Origin of the sequence: uncultured Sphingomonas sp. (assembly GCF_964244235.1) — a bacterium.
Lineage (GTDB): Bacteria > Pseudomonadota > Alphaproteobacteria > Sphingomonadales > Sphingomonadaceae > Sphingomonas.
In genome coordinates, this window is record NZ_CAXTII010000004.1 from 45,465 (window position 1) to 62,548 (window position 17,084).

The window sequence follows — 17,084 nt, forward strand, 5'->3', positions numbered from 1 at the left end:
TCAATCCTCCCCCAATCGCCATGCGCCGATGACCGGCCAGGCGGGCGGTCCCGGCCGAAGCACCACCCGGCGGAGTCCGGCGTCCGCATGGACCATGCCGCCGGCGACGATCACCCCCAGATGCAGCTGTGCGGGTCCGCTTCGCATCAGCACGATATCGCCCGGACGCGCCCCGTCCGCCGCCGCCAACACCGTGTCGAACCGCGCGGCGAGGGCGGCGGGATCGCCGCCGCGAATCGCGTATCCGCTCGGTACCGATCCGCGAAATCCGCCCGCCCGCACGGCGAGCGCGGCGACCCCGACGCAATCCAGACCGCTCGCGGGATCGCGCCCGTGCAGCCGGAACCGCGCGCCCACCGCCGCCAGCGCCGCCGCCGCGCCCGCCGCGCCGCTCATCCGCCCGGATATCGCGTCAACAGATCGACGCCGGGCAGATACGGCTCCCCGCGGAAATTGGCGACGTTGGCGAAGCGTGCGTCACAGGTCGCGAGACTCTTGTCGCATCCCTCGATCACTTCGACGAGCACCCCCGCCGCCGCCGCAAAGCGTGGCGGCAAGCGCAACGTCACGGTCGCGCCGTCGGACACCGCGATCGCATCCTCCAGCCCGGCATTCGCCCCGCCGAACCAGCGCAACAGACCCTGCCCGTACGCGCCCGCCACCGGCTCGACCGAGTCCAGCGTCAGCACCTGTCCCGCCACGCAAACCACCCGCGCGAACCGCCGCCGCCCCGCCATCGCCACCCGGCACCGCGCATCGCCGAGCGAGGCACGGCATTCGGCGGACGTCTCCTCCGCCACCGGCCGGTCGAGCGCCGCCGTCGCCCCCGCCAGTTCCGCGGTGAACGCGCCGTCCTTCGTCTCGACCGCACCGATCGTTCCCTCGCCGAGCGCCGCGATCAGCGTGCCGTCGCTCCAGTCGACGGCGGACAGTGCCACCCGCGCGCCGTCCCAGCGACCGGCGATCAGATCGTCCTCGCCGATCGCATCCGACGTGAACGCGCCCTCGACCGCCATCGTGTCGGCATCCAGCCCGTCCGACCGGACGATCGCCGACGGTGTCATGCCGGGCGCGGCGCGGTGGATCAGGCCGTCCAGCACGATATCGCGGTCGTGGCCGGTCAGCCCGATCGCCACCCCGTCGCGCCGCTCGATCCGCCAGCAGAACGCGATCGTCGCCAGCGTGTCGGTCATGATTCGTGCACTTCGATCAACGGCACGCTGGTTGCGGCGCCGGCCAGGAAGGTCGACCGGCTGACGCTCAACCTGTCCTCGGCGAAGCGCACCGGCACGTCGAAGGTGAAGCTTGCCCTCACGACCACACCCACCGCCGGCGCGATGTCGAGCACGATTTGCCCGCCCGCCTGCAACGCGAACCCTTGCGTCGGCGCCCCGTCCAGCGCCACCGTCACGCTCCCCGGAACCGGTCGGGTGATCGGGCGGACCGCGTCGCCGTATCGCCGCACCAGCGCAAACGCCCGGTTCGCGCCGTCGCCGGTCCCGAGCACCTCGCCCAGCCCCTGCGCGTCGAACGGATCGCGCAACCGGAACGCGCGCGCCGGGCCGAGCCGCGCGCGGAAGAACGCCAGCAGCGCGGCGACATCCGCCTCCGACCGGATACCGGGGCCGACATCATACGAGGTCCGCGCCGCTGCCCAGGCCGCGCTGCGCGCCTCCGCCCCGCTCGCGCTCGTCACGATCGCGGTCGAGAATTCGGGGGCCACTTCCGCCTCGCGGCCAAGCGCCAGCGGGAACACGACATCGTCATACGCCTGCATCTCATCCTCCGGGGTGTCGAAATGGATAAAGCCGTCGCGCATCACCTGCGGCAGCGCCCACAGGAACGTCGCCCCGATACCGCGCGCCCGCGCCGTCTCCGCCGCGGCATCGATCTGCGTCCATTCCGCCGCCTGTTCGGGACGAAGCACGAAACCCGACAGATAATGCTGCCGCGCGGGCGGATAGCCGAGCCGCGCCTGCGCGGTCGCGATCCCGGCGGCGGTCGCGGCGGTGTCGCCCGCCGCTGCCCAGTCGTAATCCTCGATCTGGAGGATATCGAACGCCGGACTGGCCCAACCCACCGGCAAATTCGCGCGCCGGATTTCGGGCGCGGCTGGATCGAGCACGCTCGGCAGATAGCTCAGCAGATGCACCACGCATCCCGCAGCCGCGTCCCTCGCCGCATTGGCCAGCAGATGCGTCGAGGCGGCGAGGCACGCCCCCGCGCGGTCCAGCGTCGCACGCTGGTCCGTTGTCATAGCGCCCTTCACCGTTGCGATCGGCACCGGCGCGAACGCCGCGACGGCGTTCGCGTCGTACAGGCACGGCCGCCCGTCGGGCATGACCCACCACCACGGCTCGCCGATCTGGAATTTCGGCGGCAGTCCCGCCGCGACGGCGATACCCATGAACGCCTGCGCCACGACGCGCAGATAATACATCGCGCCGTCATGCGCGGGCGACAACAGGGTCGATGGCGGCACCCAGCCGGTCTGCGCCGGCGAGCCGTCCGCGGCGCGCTGCTTCCAGTCGTTCCAGCAATGCGCGTCGAGGATTTCGTAGCTCAGAGACCAGATGATTCCAGTTCCCGACGCCTTCGCGCGGGCCGCGAAATCACGGTGCCAAGCCACGCACGCAGCGTTCAGCGTGCCGCCGGTCAGCCCCGGATAATAGCCGCCATAGAGCGCATCGAGCCGGAAATAATGGCTCATCCCGACATAATGGACGATGTCGCCCCGGTATCCGAGCTGCAGCATGTTGCGCAGCAATCGCGCCGGCGTGACATTGTAGCTGTCGTCATAGCCGCTTGCGATCTGCAAGCCGTGCGCCGGCACCACGACGTCGCCGACCGCCAGCACCGATCCCGGACCGTCGCAGGTCATGGCGGTCAGTTCGATCCACCCCTCTATCGCGGTGGGGAACGGCGTATCGCTGCCGTCATAGCCCGGCGGCACCAGCGACACGAACATCCGGTCGATATCCCCGGCCCACACCGGGTCCGCCTCGCCGGGCAAGAGGAACCCGCCGTCCAGCGCGGCGAAGTCGATCGATATCGCGGCATCCTCGGGCGTACCGGCCGCGTAATTCCACAACCGGACATACCAGGCGCGCGCCGCGCCGCCCGCATCGCGCCCCTCGATCGTCAGCGTCGGCCCGTTGACCGCATCGAGCGGCATTACCCCCGACGATCGCCAGCGGAACGCCAGCCGGCAGTCCCGGAAATCGCGGTCCGTCTCGTACCGCAACAGCACATGGTCGATCGTGTCCGCGGCGTCCCAGATCAGCCCGGCAAGGTCGCCCTTGCGATAGAAGACGGTGTCGATGCGAAGCGCGTCGGGTGCGGTCGTCGTGACCGCCGCCATCATCGGCCGCGGGAAATTGACCGTCCAGAACCGCGGATCGAACCGGGTAACGACGCCAGCATGCTGCACCGTCCGGGTAGGGCAAAGCCAATGGGGCATGAGATTTCTCCTAATTCCCTCCCCCTCTGGGAGAGGGATTAATTCCCCAACGCCGCCTTCACCGCCCGCGCGACCTGCCGGCTCGACTGCTGCAGCGCCGCCGGTGCTTCCCCCGCGCGCGCATTGACCGCGATCGAGACGTTGACGGAACGCGCACCACCACCACCACCACCGGCATTCACTTGCCCAGCCGCGGTCGGCACGAACAGTTCGGGCCCGCGCTCGCCGACCATATAGGCCCGACCCGGCGATACCGGGCCGCCCGTCGCGCGCCCCGGTTGCCCGCCGACCAGACCCGATAGCCCCGACAGCAACCCGCCCGCCGATCCGCCCGACCCGGATCCGGTGCCGACGATCGCGGCCAGCCCGCTCTTCAGTGCGCTCGACGCGATCGAATCCAGCGCGGACAGTGCCGTCTTCTCCAGATCTGCGAAACCGAGCTTGCCGGTCTGCACCGCGCGCAGCAGATTGGCCCCGATCGCGCGGCTCGCCTTGTCCGCCCCCGCCGTCAGTGGTCCTTCCAGCTGCGCGCGCATCGCCGCGACATCGCGCGCGAAGCCGGCGGTGTCGGCGCGGACGCCGACGACCATGTCCTGCACGTCATCCATCGGGATGCACCTCCTTCAGCCTGGCGATCGTCGCGGGATCGGGCGGCGTCGCTTCGCCGGTCGCCGGCTGCAACGCCGCAACCACCGCCGCCAGGTCGGCCGGCGTCGCCCGCCAGAACGCATCGGGCGACCAGCCGAGCCGAAGCCCGGCAAGCCCGGCCAGCCGCACCGCTACCGCGGCGAAGCGCGCCGCGTTCATCGCCCGGCCACGATCTGGCCGAGCAATGTCCGGAGCACCGGCATCGCCGCGGACAATCCCGCCTCGACGATCGCCTCGGCGAAGGCCGCACGCGTCAGCCCCTCGGGCGGGACGCGAAGGCAATGCCAGAACAGCCCGACGATCTCGGCCAGCGCGACCCCGCCGTCCGCCGCGCGTTCGACCAGCCCGAACAACGGCCCAAGCTCGCCCTCCGCGGCGACCAGCGCCTGGAAGGTCGGACGGAGCGCGATATCGACCCCGCCGATCCGCACGCTCGCTTCGCCCCTTGCCGCATTGACGGTCGCCGGGCCGGCGGGGATCGCGGCGGCTACCGCATCGGTCGCCGCGCTCATGCCGCCACCACCGGGCCGGAGCTTTCCAGGCTCATGGTGTAGGACCGTTCGCCGTTGAAATCGCCGGCATAATCCAGCCGCGACACCAGGAACCGCCCGGTCATCGTCTCGCCGCTTTCGAAGCTCAGCCGGTAATCGTCGATCGTCCCCGACAGCGCATTGCCCTTGATCCGGACCTCCGCGACGGAGCCGGTGAAGACCCCCGCCCCCGCTACCGTCACGCTGCGCACCCCCGCGCCCGACAGCAGGTCGCGCCAGCCGCCCGAATCCTTGCTGGTCACGACCACGGTCTCGCCGTTCACCGTCAACTGCGTGGTGCGCAGCCCCGCGACCGTCGCGAAAGCAGGCGGCGTATCGCCGTCGCCGACCTTAAGCAGGAACGCACTTCCCCGTTCGACACTCATGATGTTTCTCCGTTGTTTAGGTGTTTGAATTGGTAAGGAAAACACTTCCGTCACCCCGGCCTCGGGCCGGGGTCCATCGTGCAGCAGAGCGAGGTGCTTGAGACTCGAAACGCATCGTGCGCGGCACCATGGACCCCGGCGCCAGGCCGGGGTGACGCTTGGAATGGTCGGCTCTCTTAAGAATCCTCCCGCACCACCCGCACCTGGAACTCCACCGTGCCGGTCCACCGGTCGGTCGCGATGCAGGCCATTCGGCTGCGCACGAAGCTCAGCCGCACGATCCGCCAGCCCTCGGCGAGCGGCGGCGGGTCGGCGAGCGCCGCCTCCACCGCGTCGCACACACCGCGAAGCCGCACCGGCCGCTCGCCGCCATCATACAGCAGCACGATCAGTCGCCCCTCGCGCCCCGCCCAGGTCTTGGTGCTCCAGTCGGTCAGCACCGGCTCGTCGACCACCGCGAACGGGCCGCCGATCCGTCCCGGCGGTGCGTCGAGCACGCGGACGCCGGTCAGGGTGGCGGACAGCCGCGCGGCGATCGCCGCCTGCAACAGCGTACGCACGCCGCTCATCGCATCACCGCCGCGCCGATCCCCATCCGCCGGAACGGCCGCCACAATGCCGCTACCGCGGCTGGCGGTTGCGCATCGCTCGCCCGCGCCTCGAACAGATGCGCGGCGAGTGCGGCGACGCCTTGCGCTACCGCTGCCGGCACGTCCGCCCATGTCGTCGCCAGCCCGGCGACATAGGCGACCGCCACTCGCTCCACGCCGATCGTGACGGGAAACCGGATCCATCCGTCGCCATCACCGTCGATGTCGATTGCATAGGCATCGACCGGCAGCACATGGGGTGCCGCGCCCGCCGGCAGCGCCGTGACGCCGGTGACCGCCTGCACCGGTTTTGCGTCCAGCAACCGCCAGTCCGGGCCGGGACGGATGACATCCCCGAATCCCCGCGTCACGATTGCGGTGCCCAGATACGCCTCGCCGAGCGCAAGCGCGGTGGCGGTCGCGCGCGTCAGCACGTCGTCCGCCTCCCCTTGCGTCAGGCGCAGATATGCTCCCGCCGCCGCGACCGCATCCGCGATCACGGCCGCCGGGATTGCCGATGCGGTCATGATGTTCTCCCCGATGGTTCGAGATGGCGGGGCGGCCGACAAACGGCCGCCCCGTCCGCGCGTCGGTTACGAAGCCGCGAACTTCAGCAGCTTGATCGCCTCCGAATTCGACACGCAGCCGCCGACGCGCTTGGTCGCGTAGAAATTGACGTACGGCTTGTTCGAATAGGGATCGCGCAGGATCTGCGTTTCGGTCCGTTCGGCGATCAGATAGCCCGCACGGAAATTGCCGAACGCGACCGAGACGCTGTTCGCCTCGATATCGGGCATGTCCGCGGCCTCGACGACGGGATAGCCTAGCAACGTTGCCGGCGTGCTCGCATCCAGGCTCGGTGCCCAGAGGAACGCCCCGTTCGCGGTCTTCAGCTTGCGGATCCGCGCCAGCGTGCCGGCGTTCATCACGAAGCTCGCGCCCTGGCGGTAGGGCGAACGCAGGCTCTGGACCAGGTCGATCAGCCGCTCGTCGGGATGATCGCCGAAATCGCCCGTGGTCCCCGTCGCCAGATATTGCAGCGTACCGAACGCCCGCGCCCCGTCCAGCGCGGCGGCGACCGGCGATTGCAGGAACCCGCGCGGGCGATTGACCCCGGAACCGGCGACGAACGCCGCCCCTTCCGCCCGCGCGAATTCGGTCGCGATCTCGTCGGCCAGCCACGCCTCGACATCGAACGCCGCATCGTCGAGCATCGTCTGGCTCGCCGCGGGATTGGCATAGAGTTCGCCCATCGGCGGCGCGATCTCGGCGAAGACCGGGGTCGCGGTCTGCCCCGGCGCATCGGTTTCCGCCGCCCAGCCCGATGGCGTACCGCCCGTCGTCACCAGCTTGCGATACCCCGCCGAGCCGACCTTCACGACGTTCGCGATCCCGCGGATCGGCGAGATCGAGGCGAGCGTGCGGTCGATCACCGCATCGATCTCGGTCGGCACCGCGAAGCCGCCCGAGTCCCCGGTCACGCCGGTGAACGCCTTCATCTCCATCGTCGCGCCGTTCCGCACGAAGCCCTCGAACGCCGCCCCATGCGCCCTTGCCGAATCCTGGCGCGCGCCTTCCAGCACCGGCCGCACGACCGCGCCGCCCGTCATCTCGTTTTCCGTTTCCATGACTTTCTCCTCAGGTGAAAAACTGCGCGACCCGCGCCAGCGACTGCATCGGGATCGCAACCAGGCTGACCTCGACCAGATCGACCGCGGTCAGTTCGCGGTTCGCGCCCTGGCGGACCGCGCGCGGGCGGTAACCGACCGACAATCCTGCGACCGCGCCGCCGCGCACCGCTGCGGCCAGCGCCGGATCGTCGATGATCCCGTCGACCGCCAATCCTCGCCTATCCTCGTGCACCGAAGCGCGGCCGACGGGTTCGCCGCGATGCTGCCACAGCAAAGGCACCGTCCGCGGTTCGCCGAAGGCCCCGGCACGGATCACGTCGCCCGCCCGGTCGACCCGGTCGAACAAGGCGGCGTACCCGGTGAACCGCCCGCTCACTTGACGCCCGCTCACTTGACCAGCGCCCCGAACCCCAGCTTCAGCGCCAGCGCGGCGAGCACCGCCGCGCACGCCCAGCCAATGATCGCCTTCCACGCCGACCGCTTCGCATCGCGCCACGCCCCCAGCAGCTCGCGAAGTTCCGCGACGTCGCGTTCCGCCCGCTCGTCGGCGAGGCCGAGCCGGGTCAGCGCTCGCGTCGCGCCAAGCTCGCCCGCTTCCTCCGCGATGGCGCGCAGCGTCACCAGGTCAGCGCCGCGCTCCGCCCCCTGCTTCATCAGCTGCGCCAGCACATGCCCTGTAAAAAGGGGGGCGGTCACGACAGCCCGACCTTCGCGCGCTTCTCTTCTTCGGTGAGGAAATCCGCCTTGCCGACCATGTCCCACAGGCTGGCGCGGTCCTCGGCGATCGCCGCGACCCGGTCGAGATCGACCGACAGCGCGGCGTCGGGGAACCACCCCCGCAGCCCCTGCGCCAGCGCGTCGAGGATGGTCCCCGCCATCGGCAGAACCGACAGCCGGAAGAACGCGCGGTTCGCCTCGCGGTAATTGGCGTAGGTGCTGTCGCCGGGCAGCCCGAGCATCATCGGCGGCACCCCAAAGGCCAACGCGATCTCGCGCGCCGCCGCCGCCCTGGTGCCGACGAAGTCCAGCTCGGCGGGCGTCAGGCTGATCGCCTGCCAGCGCAAGCCACCCTCCAGCAGCATCGGCCGGCCGGCATTCGCCGCGCCGGAAAACCCCTCCTCCATCTCGCGGCGCAGCCGGTCGAACTGGTCGCGCGACAGCACCGATCCGTCCGCCGCCTCGTGCACCAGCGCGCCGGACGGCCGCGCGGCATTGTCGAGCAGCGCCTTGTTCCAGCGCGCGGCCGCATTGTGCACCGCGACCGCGCCCGACGCCGCGCCCAGGCAGCCAAGCCCGTAATGGTCGTCGAGCGGGTTATACGCCTTGATATGCACCACCTGCGGCCGCACCGGGTCCGCGGACAGCCGCGTGACGTTGCCGCCGACCCGGTAGGCATAGGCCGCGGGCCAGCCGCCCGCATCGGGTTCGACGGTCACCCGCTCGGGCCGAAGCGCATAGAGTTCGGCGATCCTGCCATCCGCATCGCGCAGCAGCTGGACATAGGCGTTGCCGTGCAACAGCAATTGCGCCGCGACATCGCCGAGCAGGGTCTGACCGCCCGACCGCATGGTGACCAGCGCGACGAGCGCCGGGTCCGAAGCGGTCAGGGGTGCGTCGCCCACGCTTTCCGCCATCAGCCGCACCGCACGCTGCCCGACCGCGTTGTCGCGGTAGCCGCTGCGCACCTGCGCCTCATACCCTTGCGGCCAGTCGCCCGAAAACGCGGTGACGCCCGCACGCGACAATGCCGGCCGCGCGCCGTCGCGCGGGGCCTTCCACCCGAAGAGTTTCATGTGGTTTTCCTTTGAACGTGGGCGAGGGATCGACATCCGTCACCGCCGCGAAACGTCGTCATGCCGGGCTTGTCCCGGCATCCGGCATCACGAACACGGTCGCTTGTGGCTCTGGATGCCGGGACGAGCCCGGCATGGCGGAAATGATGCTACCCCAGCCCCCGCACCCGCGCCGGCCCGCCCGTCCCCAGCATCAGCGCGGTCACCGCCCATACCAGTGCATCCGCACGGTCCGGCGATCGCCCCGGTCCTTCATACCCACCGCCGGCGACCAGCCCGCACAGCTCGTCCTCCAGCGCGGGGAACGCGCCGACATGCCGCACCTTCCCCCGCTCGTAGAGGGCGGCCACCGGCTCGGCGCGCAGCACCTTGCCGCGCGTCGCATGGACCGTCTTGATCGGCAGGTCGGCCGCCGCCCCGCGCAGGACGCTCGTCACCATCGCGCCCCCCTGGTTGACCTCGGCGATCACCCGGTCCGCGCCATGCCGTTCGACGCAGGCCGCGACCGCGCGCGCCCAGCCTTCGGGCGACGCACCCACGACGCTCGCATCCTCCAGCACATAGCCGGTGCCACCGGCATCCAGCCCGACCGCGACGATCCCGCACGCGTCGCCGCCGATCCCGGCGGGCGGATCGACCCCCACGACCACGCGCACCGGATCGGGCGACGAACCGGTCCGGCACGCCTCGATCATCGCCCGCGTCCAAAGCGCGCCGACCACATCCTCGATCATCTCGCCCCCCAGTTCCTGCCGACCGAGCCTGGTCGCACCATATTGCGCCGCCATCGCCGCCACGAACGACACCGGCAGATGCGGGTTGTCGATCGTCCGCCCGACCGTCTCGACCAGCCCCGGCATCGCCAGCAACCGCCGCATCAGCGGCACCGGCCGCGGCGTCGTCGTCACCACCACGCGCCCCTCGCCCAGCCGCAGCCCCATCATGAGGTTGTCCCATGCCACGTCGCCGCAGCGCCATTTCGCCAGCTCGTCGCACCATGCCGCATGATGCTCCGGCCCGCGCAAGGCCTCGGGCGCTTCGGCCGAATAGACGAACGCACGCGCGCCGGAGGGAAAGACGAACTCGCCCTTCCCCATCCGCCAGACCACCTGCTCCTCCGCCCAGGCGACCGAGCGCAAACCGCTGGCCCCCTCGATCATGACGCGCTGTGCGTCGGCGATCGTCGCGCCGACCAGCGCGATCCGCGCGTTCGGGTTGGCGCGTGCCACCGCGCTCACCCATTCGGCGCCTGCGCGCGTCTTCCCGAACCCGCGACCGGAACGGATCAGCCAGACCCGCCAGTCGCCCTCCGGGGGCAGCTGCCCGTGATGCGCCCACCCTTCCCAACGCGTGAGCAGTTCGCGCTTGTGCGGCCCGGATAGGGACGCCACGATTTCCGACTGCTCGTCTGGGTTCAGCAGCCGCATCCGTTCGAACGGCGGAACCGCGCCCCGTGCCCCGCTCAAGCCCCGGTCTTCCGCGCCGCGATCACCGCCAGCTTGGCAAGGATCAACGCATCGGTTTCGGCCGCCGTCGCGCGTCGCGGCCGTGCGCCACTCCGCAACCGGGCGCCGGTTCGTCTGGTGTCGCGCTCCTTCAGCAATCGCAGCGCCTGATCGACGTCGATCGCTACCGCCTCGCCGAGCGCTTCCACCGGATCGCCTCGCCCCGACCCGGCCAAGGCATGTCCGATCAGCCGCATCTCGATCGTCGCATATCCGGCCTCGATCGCGGCTTCCCATGCGTCGGCGAATTCGGCGTCGCGCGCGCGCATGCGATGCACCGAACACGGGGCCATGCCGACCGCCGCGGCGGCCTGGGAAATGTTGCCGGCGATCGACAGATGGTCGAAGAACGCCGCCTTCTTCGCCGGCGTCCATTTGGTCCGGGACTTGCTCCGGCGCTTCGGCTTTACCGGGACCGTGTCGTCGGCTTCCATCCTATCGTCCTCCCCCAAGGCGCACAGCAAAGGGGCCGACAGGCGTCGCCGCCCCGGCCCCTCGACTCGCAATTCTTCAGCGTTCCTGTTATGTACCCAAACAGCGTCGCGCTGTCAAGCAGTTTGTACCGGTTTGGTTAGACGCTTGTGGGTTCTAGGCACCTGCGACCTACCTCTCGTCCACTCGGCTTGAGCCGGGTTGACGGGAGTGAGTGCGGCGTAATCCACGCCCCCGATACCTACCCGGCGCTTGCATATTTATCGCGGTCGCAATCGCTGGGTGGGCCAATGACGGGTATCGCCCAATCCCTGCCATCCAGACCAATTTCGCCGCTTTCCGGAACCGGCCGCTCACTCATGTTCCGATCTCGGCTCCCATGGAACGATTGCTGATTTAAAGCATCCTGCTTGGACCCACGCGATAGCTGCCATTATTGCGTCCCGGCGAAACTGGCACGGTGGTCGTCCGTGCCTTATGCAATCCCGCGCTGGTTCGGCGCGCTTTCGTAGGGGGCCCGGTGGAAACTACGGCACAGCACTTCAATGTCGTTACGCTCGGCCTGCTGCTGTTCGTCGCGTGCGTCGTCGCGATCATAACGCGCCGGGTCGGATTGCCCTACACGATCGGGCTGGTCGCCGCCGGGATCGCACTTGCCCTGATCGGTTATCACAGCCGGATCGTCCTGACGCCGGACCTGATTTTCACCGTGCTCCTTCCGCCGCTGATCTTCGAGGCGTCGCTCCACCTCAAATGGCGGCAGTTCAGAGAATGCGCACCGCTGGTGTTGAGCCTTGCGTTCGGCGGCACGCTGCTGTCGGCGGCGGTCGTTGCCGGGGGTATGCACTGGGTAATCGGCTGGGGCTGGCAGGCGGCGATGCTGTTCGGCGCGCTGATCGCCGCGACCGATCCGGTGTCGGTGATCGCAATGATGAAGGAGCAGGATGCGGAACCGCGACTGCGGTTCACGATGGAGGCGGAAAGCCTGCTCAACGATGGCGCGGCGGCAGTGCTGTTCGGTCTCGTCACCGCAGCGATCGCAGGCGGATCGACCGACATCGGTACAATCGGCTTGTCGTTCGTCGTTACCGTCGTCGGCGGCATCGGTTGCGGTATCGTCGTCGCGGGTGGTCTGTTGCTACTCGTAAAGGGAGCGGACGATCATCTCGTCGAGCTGACACTCACGGTGTTGGCCGCGTACGGATCATTCCTGATCGCCGAACAGCTCGGCGTTTCGGGCGTGCTGGCGACGCTCGCTGCGGGGATGCTGGTCGGCAATGTCGGGCGGGATCGGTCGTTGAGCGAACGCGGCGACGAGGCGCTGGTGCGCTTCTGGGACTTCGCGGCGTTTCTCGCCAATTCGGTCATCTTCCTACTCATCGGCAGCCGCGAGGCAACCCAGCCGATATGGGCGTATCTTTGGCCCGCCACGATCGGCGTGGTTCTTGTGCTCGCCGGGCGCGCGGTCGCGGTCTATCCGATTACCGCGCTGTTCGCCCGGACCCGGTTCGCGGTCGATGGCGTGACACGCAACATCCTCTTCTGGGGCGGCCTTCGCGGGGCCTTAGCGCTGGCCCTTGCGCTGGCTGCACCGCGCACCCTGCCCGAATATTCGGCGCTTATCAGCGTCGCGTTCGCGGTCGTGGCGTTCTCGATCTTCGTCCAAGGCTCGACAATGCCAGGGCTACTTCGGAAAGCGGCGCAGTCGGATTGAAGGCAAGCCGTGACGCGATGGCAATGGGCGGTTCGGTTCCTGACACGGCAGATGGGTTCAGGGCGTCGCTGTACCGCTTGTCCGCGGTGTTGCTGACGCTGGCGGGCGCGTTGATCGGCCGCTCGAAGCGCGCAGCTTGCGCATCCACGCTTCGACGTGGAGAAGCGGAAATGGCATTTTACCTCGACATCATCCTCGCCCGACTGGCGCGACTCTCCGATACCGGGGCCGGTCGCCGCGGTGATGAGCCAACGTCGTCGATCATCGATCGACCGAAACGGAGGATTGGACGCCGCCGTCGCGGCGGCCAGGGCGCGCGATGTGCATTCGGCCGAACTGACGGACGATCAGGGCAATTTGCTCGTTGCGGCGAGCCGCCATTTCTTCCGATCGCTTTGCTGACGGTATGAGGCTGCTTTCGCCCAAATGTCGCGGTGCAGGCTGGATCGGCGAGGCCCGATAGCGGTTATCGCCGGGGGTGAAAAGGGATCCCTTTCACAAGTCAATTAATGCTTCTTGATGATCGGTACGGACTGCTATCCATAACCCTATGAAGCAATTCGCTATAACCCGCCGTACCGTTTGTGGCGCGGGCCTCGCTTTTGTTACGACCGCCGGGTGGGCAATCGAACCTCCACATGATGTCGCATTCATCGAAGATTTTGACGAGCTTTGGCGAACACTGGGAGAGCGCTACTGCTTCCTCCAGGATAAGCGCACCGACTGGGATCGAGTACGGTCGCTTTACCGTCCTATGGCATTGGCGGCCGACAACGAGGCCGCATTCACCGATGTGGTCAGGCGGGTTCTAGCGGAACTGTACGACGCACATACGCATCTGTCCGATCCGCCGGACGGCGCTCCAAGGTGGCCGTTATTCGATATACTCGCCGAAAGGCTCGGCAATGAGGTGCGCGTAGCAGCGATCGAGGACCGCTCCGCAGCAGCCGATGCCGGGTTGGCGATCGGCGACAGGATTGTGGCGATCGACGGGCACCCGATCGAGACGGTCATTCGAGATTTGATGCCGAAATGCCTGACGGGGCCGGATCCCGCAGCGGACGCTTATACTATCAATGTCGCCGTCGCAGGATATCGCGGCAAGGCTCGCCTGCTGTCGGTACGATCGAAGCAGGCCGCGCCTCGATCAATCCACTTGCCCGTCAAGAAGTGGCCCGAGCAGCCTGATCTTGAAAGCCGCAGGCTGGCTGGCGGGGTGGGATACATAGTCATCCGGAGCTTTGGCGACAGCGCGATCATCGGTGCCTTCGACAAGGCGCTGGAGGATCTTCGGGATGCACCCGGCTTGATCATCGACGTTCGGGAGAATGGCGGCGGAGACACTGCAGTGGCTCGGCCGATCATCGGCCGCTTCGTCACCGAACGAATGCCCTACGCCCTCATGCGCAGACGCGAAGGACCAGGGTTGAGCGCGCCCTGGACCGAGTATGTCGATCCGAAGGGGCCATTTACCTACGGCAAACCGATCGTCGTACTCACCAGCCACTGGAGCGGCAGCATGGCTGAAGGATTTCCGATGGGGATGCGCGACATCGGTCGCGCAACGATCGTGGGTACGAAGATGATGGGGCTCGGTGCGGCAGTCTTCCCAGTCCGTCTCGATCGTACCGGCATACAAGCGCAATACTCAGGCGAGCCGGTTTATGACACGGAGGACCGGCCGAGGTGGCAATTCCTTCCAGACGTGAAGATAGTCGACGGTCAGGACATTCTTGTCGCTGGACTAGTCGAATTAGAAAGACTGATCGCGCACACTCGATGATTACGGGTCAAATCGTTGCAAACGAATAGTTTCAACAACGGCCGGCAGACCGTGAGATGGACAGCTTGCTGCTCCAAAAAGACCATTGCGGAATGTCGGCTTCCTAATGGCATGTTCCGAAAAGCCGCCCGTCGCTTCACCACCAACGCCAGCCACCCGCTGCGAACCGCACGCCGTCGCAACACACGGCACGACGGCCGCAAAATCCCTAAGCCGCCATCCGCCGCATCGCCTCGATCACCCGGTCCTGCCGGTACGGCTTGGCGAAGAACACGCTGCCCGCGGGCAGATCGCCGTCCGCGGGTTTGCGGTGGCCGGACGTCACGATGATGTGGATGGGCGGCCATCGGTCGCGGATGCAGGCGGCCAGTCTGATGCCGTCGAGCGATCCGGGCATGTCGATATCGGTGAACACGACGCGGATGTCCGTCCGTGCCTCGAGGATCGCGACGGCGTCGTCGGCGTTGGCCGCCGCGACGACGGTGAAGCCCGCATCCTCGCCGACATCCATCGCCAGCATTCGCAACAGCGGTTCGTCCTCCACCACCAGCAGCACCGGTATCATGTCTGCCGCGTTCGTGTCGGTGCTGGTATCGATGTTCGGCAAATCATTCCGCTTTCCTGATCATGCCGATTGGAGTTCCATCAGCGGCGCACGCATGATGGCGGAAAAGCCGACATCATCATAACGTGCATCAACCCCGCCCGTTCCGATCAAACCCATGCGGATCAGCTTGGACCCGAATCCGCGGCGGGTCGGCTGGGTCGCCGGCGGGCCGCCGCTCTCGACCCAGGACAGCACCAGCTCCGCGCCGCGATCGCGCTGTTCGGTCTGCCAGGCCAGCGTGACGATGCCGCCGTCCCTCGACAGCGAACCATATTTGATCGCGTTGGTCGCCAGTTCGTGGAGCAGCAGCGACAGCGACATCGCCGCGCGGGAACCGAACTCCACCGACGCGCCGGCGAACGTCACCCGGTCCAGCGGGGCGACCGCACCGATCACGTCCTCGGCGATCTGGCGAAGGTCCGCACCCACCCAATTCTTGCGCAGCAATACGTCATGCGCCGCGCCGAGCGCCATCAGCCGCCGCTCCAGCGCCTCGACCGCCGGCCGATCGGCGACCGATTTCAACGTCTGGGTCGCGATCGCCTGCACGATGGACAGCGTGTTCTTCAGCCGGTGCGACAATTCCTCGTTCAGCAATTTCTGGCGCTCGTCCGCCTGCAGCCGCGCGACGCCGACCTCCAGCCGGTCCGCCACGCTTCGCAGGAAGGACAGCTCCTCCGCGGTCCATGCGCGCGGCTTGTCGTCATGGACGAACAGCAGCGCCACCGTCCGGCCCTTGTCGCGCACCGGCATGTTGACCTGCGCGCGCACCCCGATGGTCTCCAGCGCGGCCGATGTTCCCGCGGTCCGCGGATCGGCCCGCACGTCCCCGACCACCAGCGGCTGGCCGCCGATCAGGCCGGCCGCGACATCGCCGTAATGCGCGATCGGCCGCGATCCGCTGATCGCGCGCTGGCCGGGTGCGGTCCAGCCGGGCGAGACGTCGAGATGATCCTGTGCGGCATCGAACCGGCCGAACCCGACCCGCGCGACGCACAGCGCCTCGCCGACCACGCGGCTTGCCTCCACCGTCATCGCCACGATGCTGCCGAGATCGCGAAGCCGGTCGCCGAGCGTCAGCAGCGCGGCCTGCCGCCGCTGGTGGCGGACCTGGTCCGTCACCTCGACGAAGGTGGTGGCGAACCGGTCCGGGCCCAGCCGGAACGCGCGTCCTTCGTACCATCGGCCGAGCGTCGCGATCTCCCGGCGGAACGTCCGCGGCTCGCCCGTATCGACGACCGCCGCGAAATCGTCGATCCACGCCTGCTCGATCGTCGGAAATACCGACAGCAGTGTCCGTCCGGTCATCGGCGTACCGGCCATACCGAGCATGTCGCACCAGGCCGCGTTCACCTCGACATAGCGCCAGTCGATGATCGTTCTCCTCGCGTCGCGCACCGCATCCTTGACGACGAAGCCCTCGCTCAGCTGCTCGAACAATCCGCGCCAATGCGCCTCGCGCGATACCTGCAGCGTCAGCGCGCGGCGCAGTTCGAGCAGCGCGACGACTTGCCCGGCCAGCGCGCGAAGCGTCTCCGCCTGGTCTAGCGTCAGCCCTTCCGGGCGCGGTGCCAGATCGATGACGCATAGCGCGCCGAGTACTTGCCCGTCCGCGACCCTGAGCGGCGCACCGGCATAGAAGCGCGCATGGGGCGCGTTCGTCACCAGCCGGTTGTCCGCCGTTCGCGGGTCCAACGCCAGATCCGGGATAACGAGCAGATCGTCCGCAGTGATGGTATACGCGCAGACCGACGTCGCCAGATCGGTCTCCAGCTCCGCGAACCCCGACCGCGCCTTGAACCACTGACGATCGTCGGCGACCATGCTGACGAGCGCGGTCGGAGCATCGCACGCCAGCGTCGCCAGGCGGACGATATCGTCGAACCCGGTCTCCGACGGGGTATCGAGGATGGCATAGTCGTGCAGCGTCGCCAGCCGCGCGGCGTCTTGCGCCGCTTCATACCCCCGCGTCGCCATGGCCGACCGCTTCACCCCCCGATTCCGG

The 17,084-nt window shown here is 68.4% G+C and carries 20 protein-coding genes; 3 read left to right on the forward strand and 17 right to left on the reverse strand.

All coding sequences use genetic code 11. From position 1 onward, the window contains the following. The 15 genes from ACFE7D_RS01595 to ACFE7D_RS01665 form a co-directional block, all read right to left on the reverse strand. A complete protein-coding gene (locus tag ACFE7D_RS01595) occupies positions 1–396 on the reverse strand; it encodes a peptidoglycan endopeptidase (protein ID WP_375393676.1) in 396 nt (131 codons plus the stop codon). Further along, a complete protein-coding gene (locus ACFE7D_RS01600) occupies positions 393–1,193 on the reverse strand; it encodes a DUF2163 domain-containing protein (protein WP_375393677.1) in 801 nt (266 codons plus the stop codon). Before ACFE7D_RS01600 ends, ACFE7D_RS01595 begins: the two co-directional genes overlap by 4 nt. Continuing rightward, complete coding sequence (locus ACFE7D_RS01605; RefSeq protein ID WP_375393678.1) at positions 1,190–3,460, reverse strand: TIGR02217 family protein; 2,271 nt, start codon at positions 3,458–3,460, stop codon at positions 1,190–1,192. Before ACFE7D_RS01605 ends, ACFE7D_RS01600 begins: the two co-directional genes overlap by 4 nt. A gap of 38 nt (positions 3,461–3,498) precedes the next feature. Further along, on the reverse strand, positions 3,499–4,068 hold the full coding sequence (locus ACFE7D_RS01610; RefSeq protein ID WP_375393679.1) for a tail tape measure protein: 570 nt from the start codon (positions 4,066–4,068) through the stop codon (positions 3,499–3,501). Then, entirely contained in the window at positions 4,061–4,267 is a 207-nt protein-coding gene (locus ACFE7D_RS01615; protein ID WP_375393680.1) for a phage tail assembly chaperone, read from the reverse strand. Before ACFE7D_RS01615 ends, ACFE7D_RS01610 begins: the two co-directional genes overlap by 8 nt. Further along, positions 4,264–4,620, reverse strand: coding sequence for a gene transfer agent family protein (locus ACFE7D_RS01620; protein ID WP_375393681.1), 357 nt, complete (start codon positions 4,618–4,620; stop codon positions 4,264–4,266). The genes ACFE7D_RS01615 and ACFE7D_RS01620 overlap by 4 nt, the downstream gene beginning before the upstream one ends. Further along, positions 4,617–5,024: a phage major tail protein, TP901-1 family gene (locus ACFE7D_RS01625; protein ID WP_375393682.1), complete on the reverse strand. Its 408-nt coding sequence runs from the start codon at positions 5,022–5,024 to the stop codon at positions 4,617–4,619. The genes ACFE7D_RS01620 and ACFE7D_RS01625 overlap by 4 nt, the downstream gene beginning before the upstream one ends. A gap of 176 nt (positions 5,025–5,200) precedes the next feature. Continuing rightward, on the reverse strand, positions 5,201–5,593 hold the full coding sequence (locus tag ACFE7D_RS01630) for a DUF3168 domain-containing protein (protein WP_375393683.1): 393 nt from the start codon (positions 5,591–5,593) through the stop codon (positions 5,201–5,203). Then, positions 5,590–6,141, reverse strand: a complete 552-nt coding sequence (locus ACFE7D_RS01635; protein ID WP_375393684.1) for a hypothetical protein — start codon at positions 6,139–6,141, stop codon at positions 5,590–5,592. Before ACFE7D_RS01635 ends, ACFE7D_RS01630 begins: the two co-directional genes overlap by 4 nt. Positions 6,142–6,207: 66 nt before the next feature. Beyond that, the gene (locus tag ACFE7D_RS01640; protein ID WP_375393685.1) at positions 6,208–7,242 is read right to left on the reverse strand and encodes a phage major capsid protein; all 1,035 of its coding nucleotides are present in this window, start codon (positions 7,240–7,242) and stop codon (positions 6,208–6,210) included. A gap of 10 nt (positions 7,243–7,252) precedes the next feature. Next, positions 7,253–7,636, reverse strand: coding sequence for an HK97 family phage prohead protease (locus ACFE7D_RS01645; protein ID WP_375393686.1), 384 nt, complete (start codon positions 7,634–7,636; stop codon positions 7,253–7,255). Continuing rightward, a complete protein-coding gene (locus ACFE7D_RS01650; protein WP_174286399.1) occupies positions 7,633–7,899 on the reverse strand; it encodes a DUF6127 family protein in 267 nt (88 codons plus the stop codon). Before ACFE7D_RS01650 ends, ACFE7D_RS01645 begins: the two co-directional genes overlap by 4 nt. Positions 7,900–7,937: 38 nt before the next feature. After that, positions 7,938–9,038 (reverse strand): phage portal protein, encoded by a 1,101-nt coding sequence (locus tag ACFE7D_RS01655; protein ID WP_375393687.1) that lies wholly within the window; start codon positions 9,036–9,038, stop codon positions 7,938–7,940. Positions 9,039–9,187: 149 nt separating this feature from the next. Further along, a complete protein-coding gene (locus tag ACFE7D_RS01660) occupies positions 9,188–10,465 on the reverse strand; it encodes a DNA-packaging protein (protein ID WP_375393712.1) in 1,278 nt (425 codons plus the stop codon). A 35-nt stretch (positions 10,466–10,500) separates the two neighbouring features. Beyond that, positions 10,501–10,977 carry a hypothetical protein gene (locus ACFE7D_RS01665; RefSeq protein ID WP_375393688.1) on the reverse strand — a complete coding sequence of 159 codons (477 nt, stop codon included), beginning with the start codon at positions 10,975–10,977 and terminating at the stop codon, positions 10,501–10,503. Positions 10,978–11,495: 518 nt separating this feature from the next. Between ACFE7D_RS01665 and ACFE7D_RS01670 the strand changes: the two genes are divergently transcribed. The 3 genes from ACFE7D_RS01670 (at position 11,496) to ACFE7D_RS01680 (ending at position 14,472) form a co-directional block, all read left to right on the forward strand. Continuing rightward, positions 11,496–12,689 (forward strand): cation:proton antiporter, encoded by a 1,194-nt coding sequence (locus ACFE7D_RS01670; protein WP_375393689.1) that lies wholly within the window; start codon positions 11,496–11,498, stop codon positions 12,687–12,689. Positions 12,690–12,845: 156 nt separating this feature from the next. Further along, positions 12,846–13,091, forward strand: a complete 246-nt coding sequence (locus tag ACFE7D_RS01675) for a hypothetical protein (protein WP_375393690.1) — start codon at positions 12,846–12,848, stop codon at positions 13,089–13,091. A gap of 148 nt (positions 13,092–13,239) precedes the next feature. Continuing rightward, a complete protein-coding gene (locus tag ACFE7D_RS01680) occupies positions 13,240–14,472 on the forward strand; it encodes a S41 family peptidase (RefSeq protein WP_375393691.1) in 1,233 nt (410 codons plus the stop codon). A 208-nt stretch (positions 14,473–14,680) separates the two neighbouring features. Here the strand turns inward: ACFE7D_RS01680 and ACFE7D_RS01685 are convergent, their stop codons facing one another. Both ACFE7D_RS01685 and ACFE7D_RS01690 read right to left on the reverse strand, forming a co-directional pair. Then, entirely contained in the window at positions 14,681–15,079 is a 399-nt protein-coding gene (locus tag ACFE7D_RS01685) for a response regulator (protein ID WP_375393692.1), read from the reverse strand. An 18-nt stretch (positions 15,080–15,097) separates the two neighbouring features. After that, positions 15,098–17,071, reverse strand: coding sequence for a GAF domain-containing protein (locus ACFE7D_RS01690; protein ID WP_375393693.1), 1,974 nt, complete (start codon positions 17,069–17,071; stop codon positions 15,098–15,100). Positions 17,072–17,084: the final 13 nt, after the last annotated feature.

Coding starts and splice junctions, on each gene's coding strand:
- ACFE7D_RS01595 (WP_375393676.1), bottom strand. CDS start 396: ATGAGCGGCGCGGCGGGCGCGGCGGCGGCGCTGGCGGCGGTGGGCGCG.
- ACFE7D_RS01600 (WP_375393677.1), bottom strand. CDS start 1,193: ATGACCGACACGCTGGCGACGATCGCGTTCTGCTGGCGGATCGAGCGG.
- ACFE7D_RS01605 (WP_375393678.1), bottom strand. CDS start 3,460: ATGCCCCATTGGCTTTGCCCTACCCGGACGGTGCAGCATGCTGGCGTC.
- ACFE7D_RS01610 (WP_375393679.1), bottom strand. CDS start 4,068: ATGGATGACGTGCAGGACATGGTCGTCGGCGTCCGCGCCGACACCGCC.
- ACFE7D_RS01615 (WP_375393680.1), bottom strand. CDS start 4,267: ATGAACGCGGCGCGCTTCGCCGCGGTAGCGGTGCGGCTGGCCGGGCTT.
- ACFE7D_RS01620 (WP_375393681.1), bottom strand. CDS start 4,620: ATGAGCGCGGCGACCGATGCGGTAGCCGCCGCGATCCCCGCCGGCCCG.
- ACFE7D_RS01625 (WP_375393682.1), bottom strand. CDS start 5,024: ATGAGTGTCGAACGGGGAAGTGCGTTCCTGCTTAAGGTCGGCGACGGC.
- ACFE7D_RS01630 (WP_375393683.1), bottom strand. CDS start 5,593: ATGAGCGGCGTGCGTACGCTGTTGCAGGCGGCGATCGCCGCGCGGCTG.
- ACFE7D_RS01635 (WP_375393684.1), bottom strand. CDS start 6,141: ATGACCGCATCGGCAATCCCGGCGGCCGTGATCGCGGATGCGGTCGCG.
- ACFE7D_RS01640 (WP_375393685.1), bottom strand. CDS start 7,242: ATGGAAACGGAAAACGAGATGACGGGCGGCGCGGTCGTGCGGCCGGTG.
- ACFE7D_RS01650 (WP_174286399.1), bottom strand. CDS start 7,899: ATGAAGCAGGGGGCGGAGCGCGGCGCTGACCTGGTGACGCTGCGCGCC.
- ACFE7D_RS01655 (WP_375393687.1), bottom strand. CDS start 9,038: ATGAAACTCTTCGGGTGGAAGGCCCCGCGCGACGGCGCGCGGCCGGCA.
- ACFE7D_RS01660 (WP_375393712.1), bottom strand. CDS start 10,465: ATGCGGCTGCTGAACCCAGACGAGCAGTCGGAAATCGTGGCGTCCCTA.
- ACFE7D_RS01665 (WP_375393688.1), bottom strand. CDS start 10,977: ATGGAAGCCGACGACACGGTCCCGGTAAAGCCGAAGCGCCGGAGCAAG.
- ACFE7D_RS01680 (WP_375393691.1), top strand. CDS start 13,240: ATGAAGCAATTCGCTATAACCCGCCGTACCGTTTGTGGCGCGGGCCTC.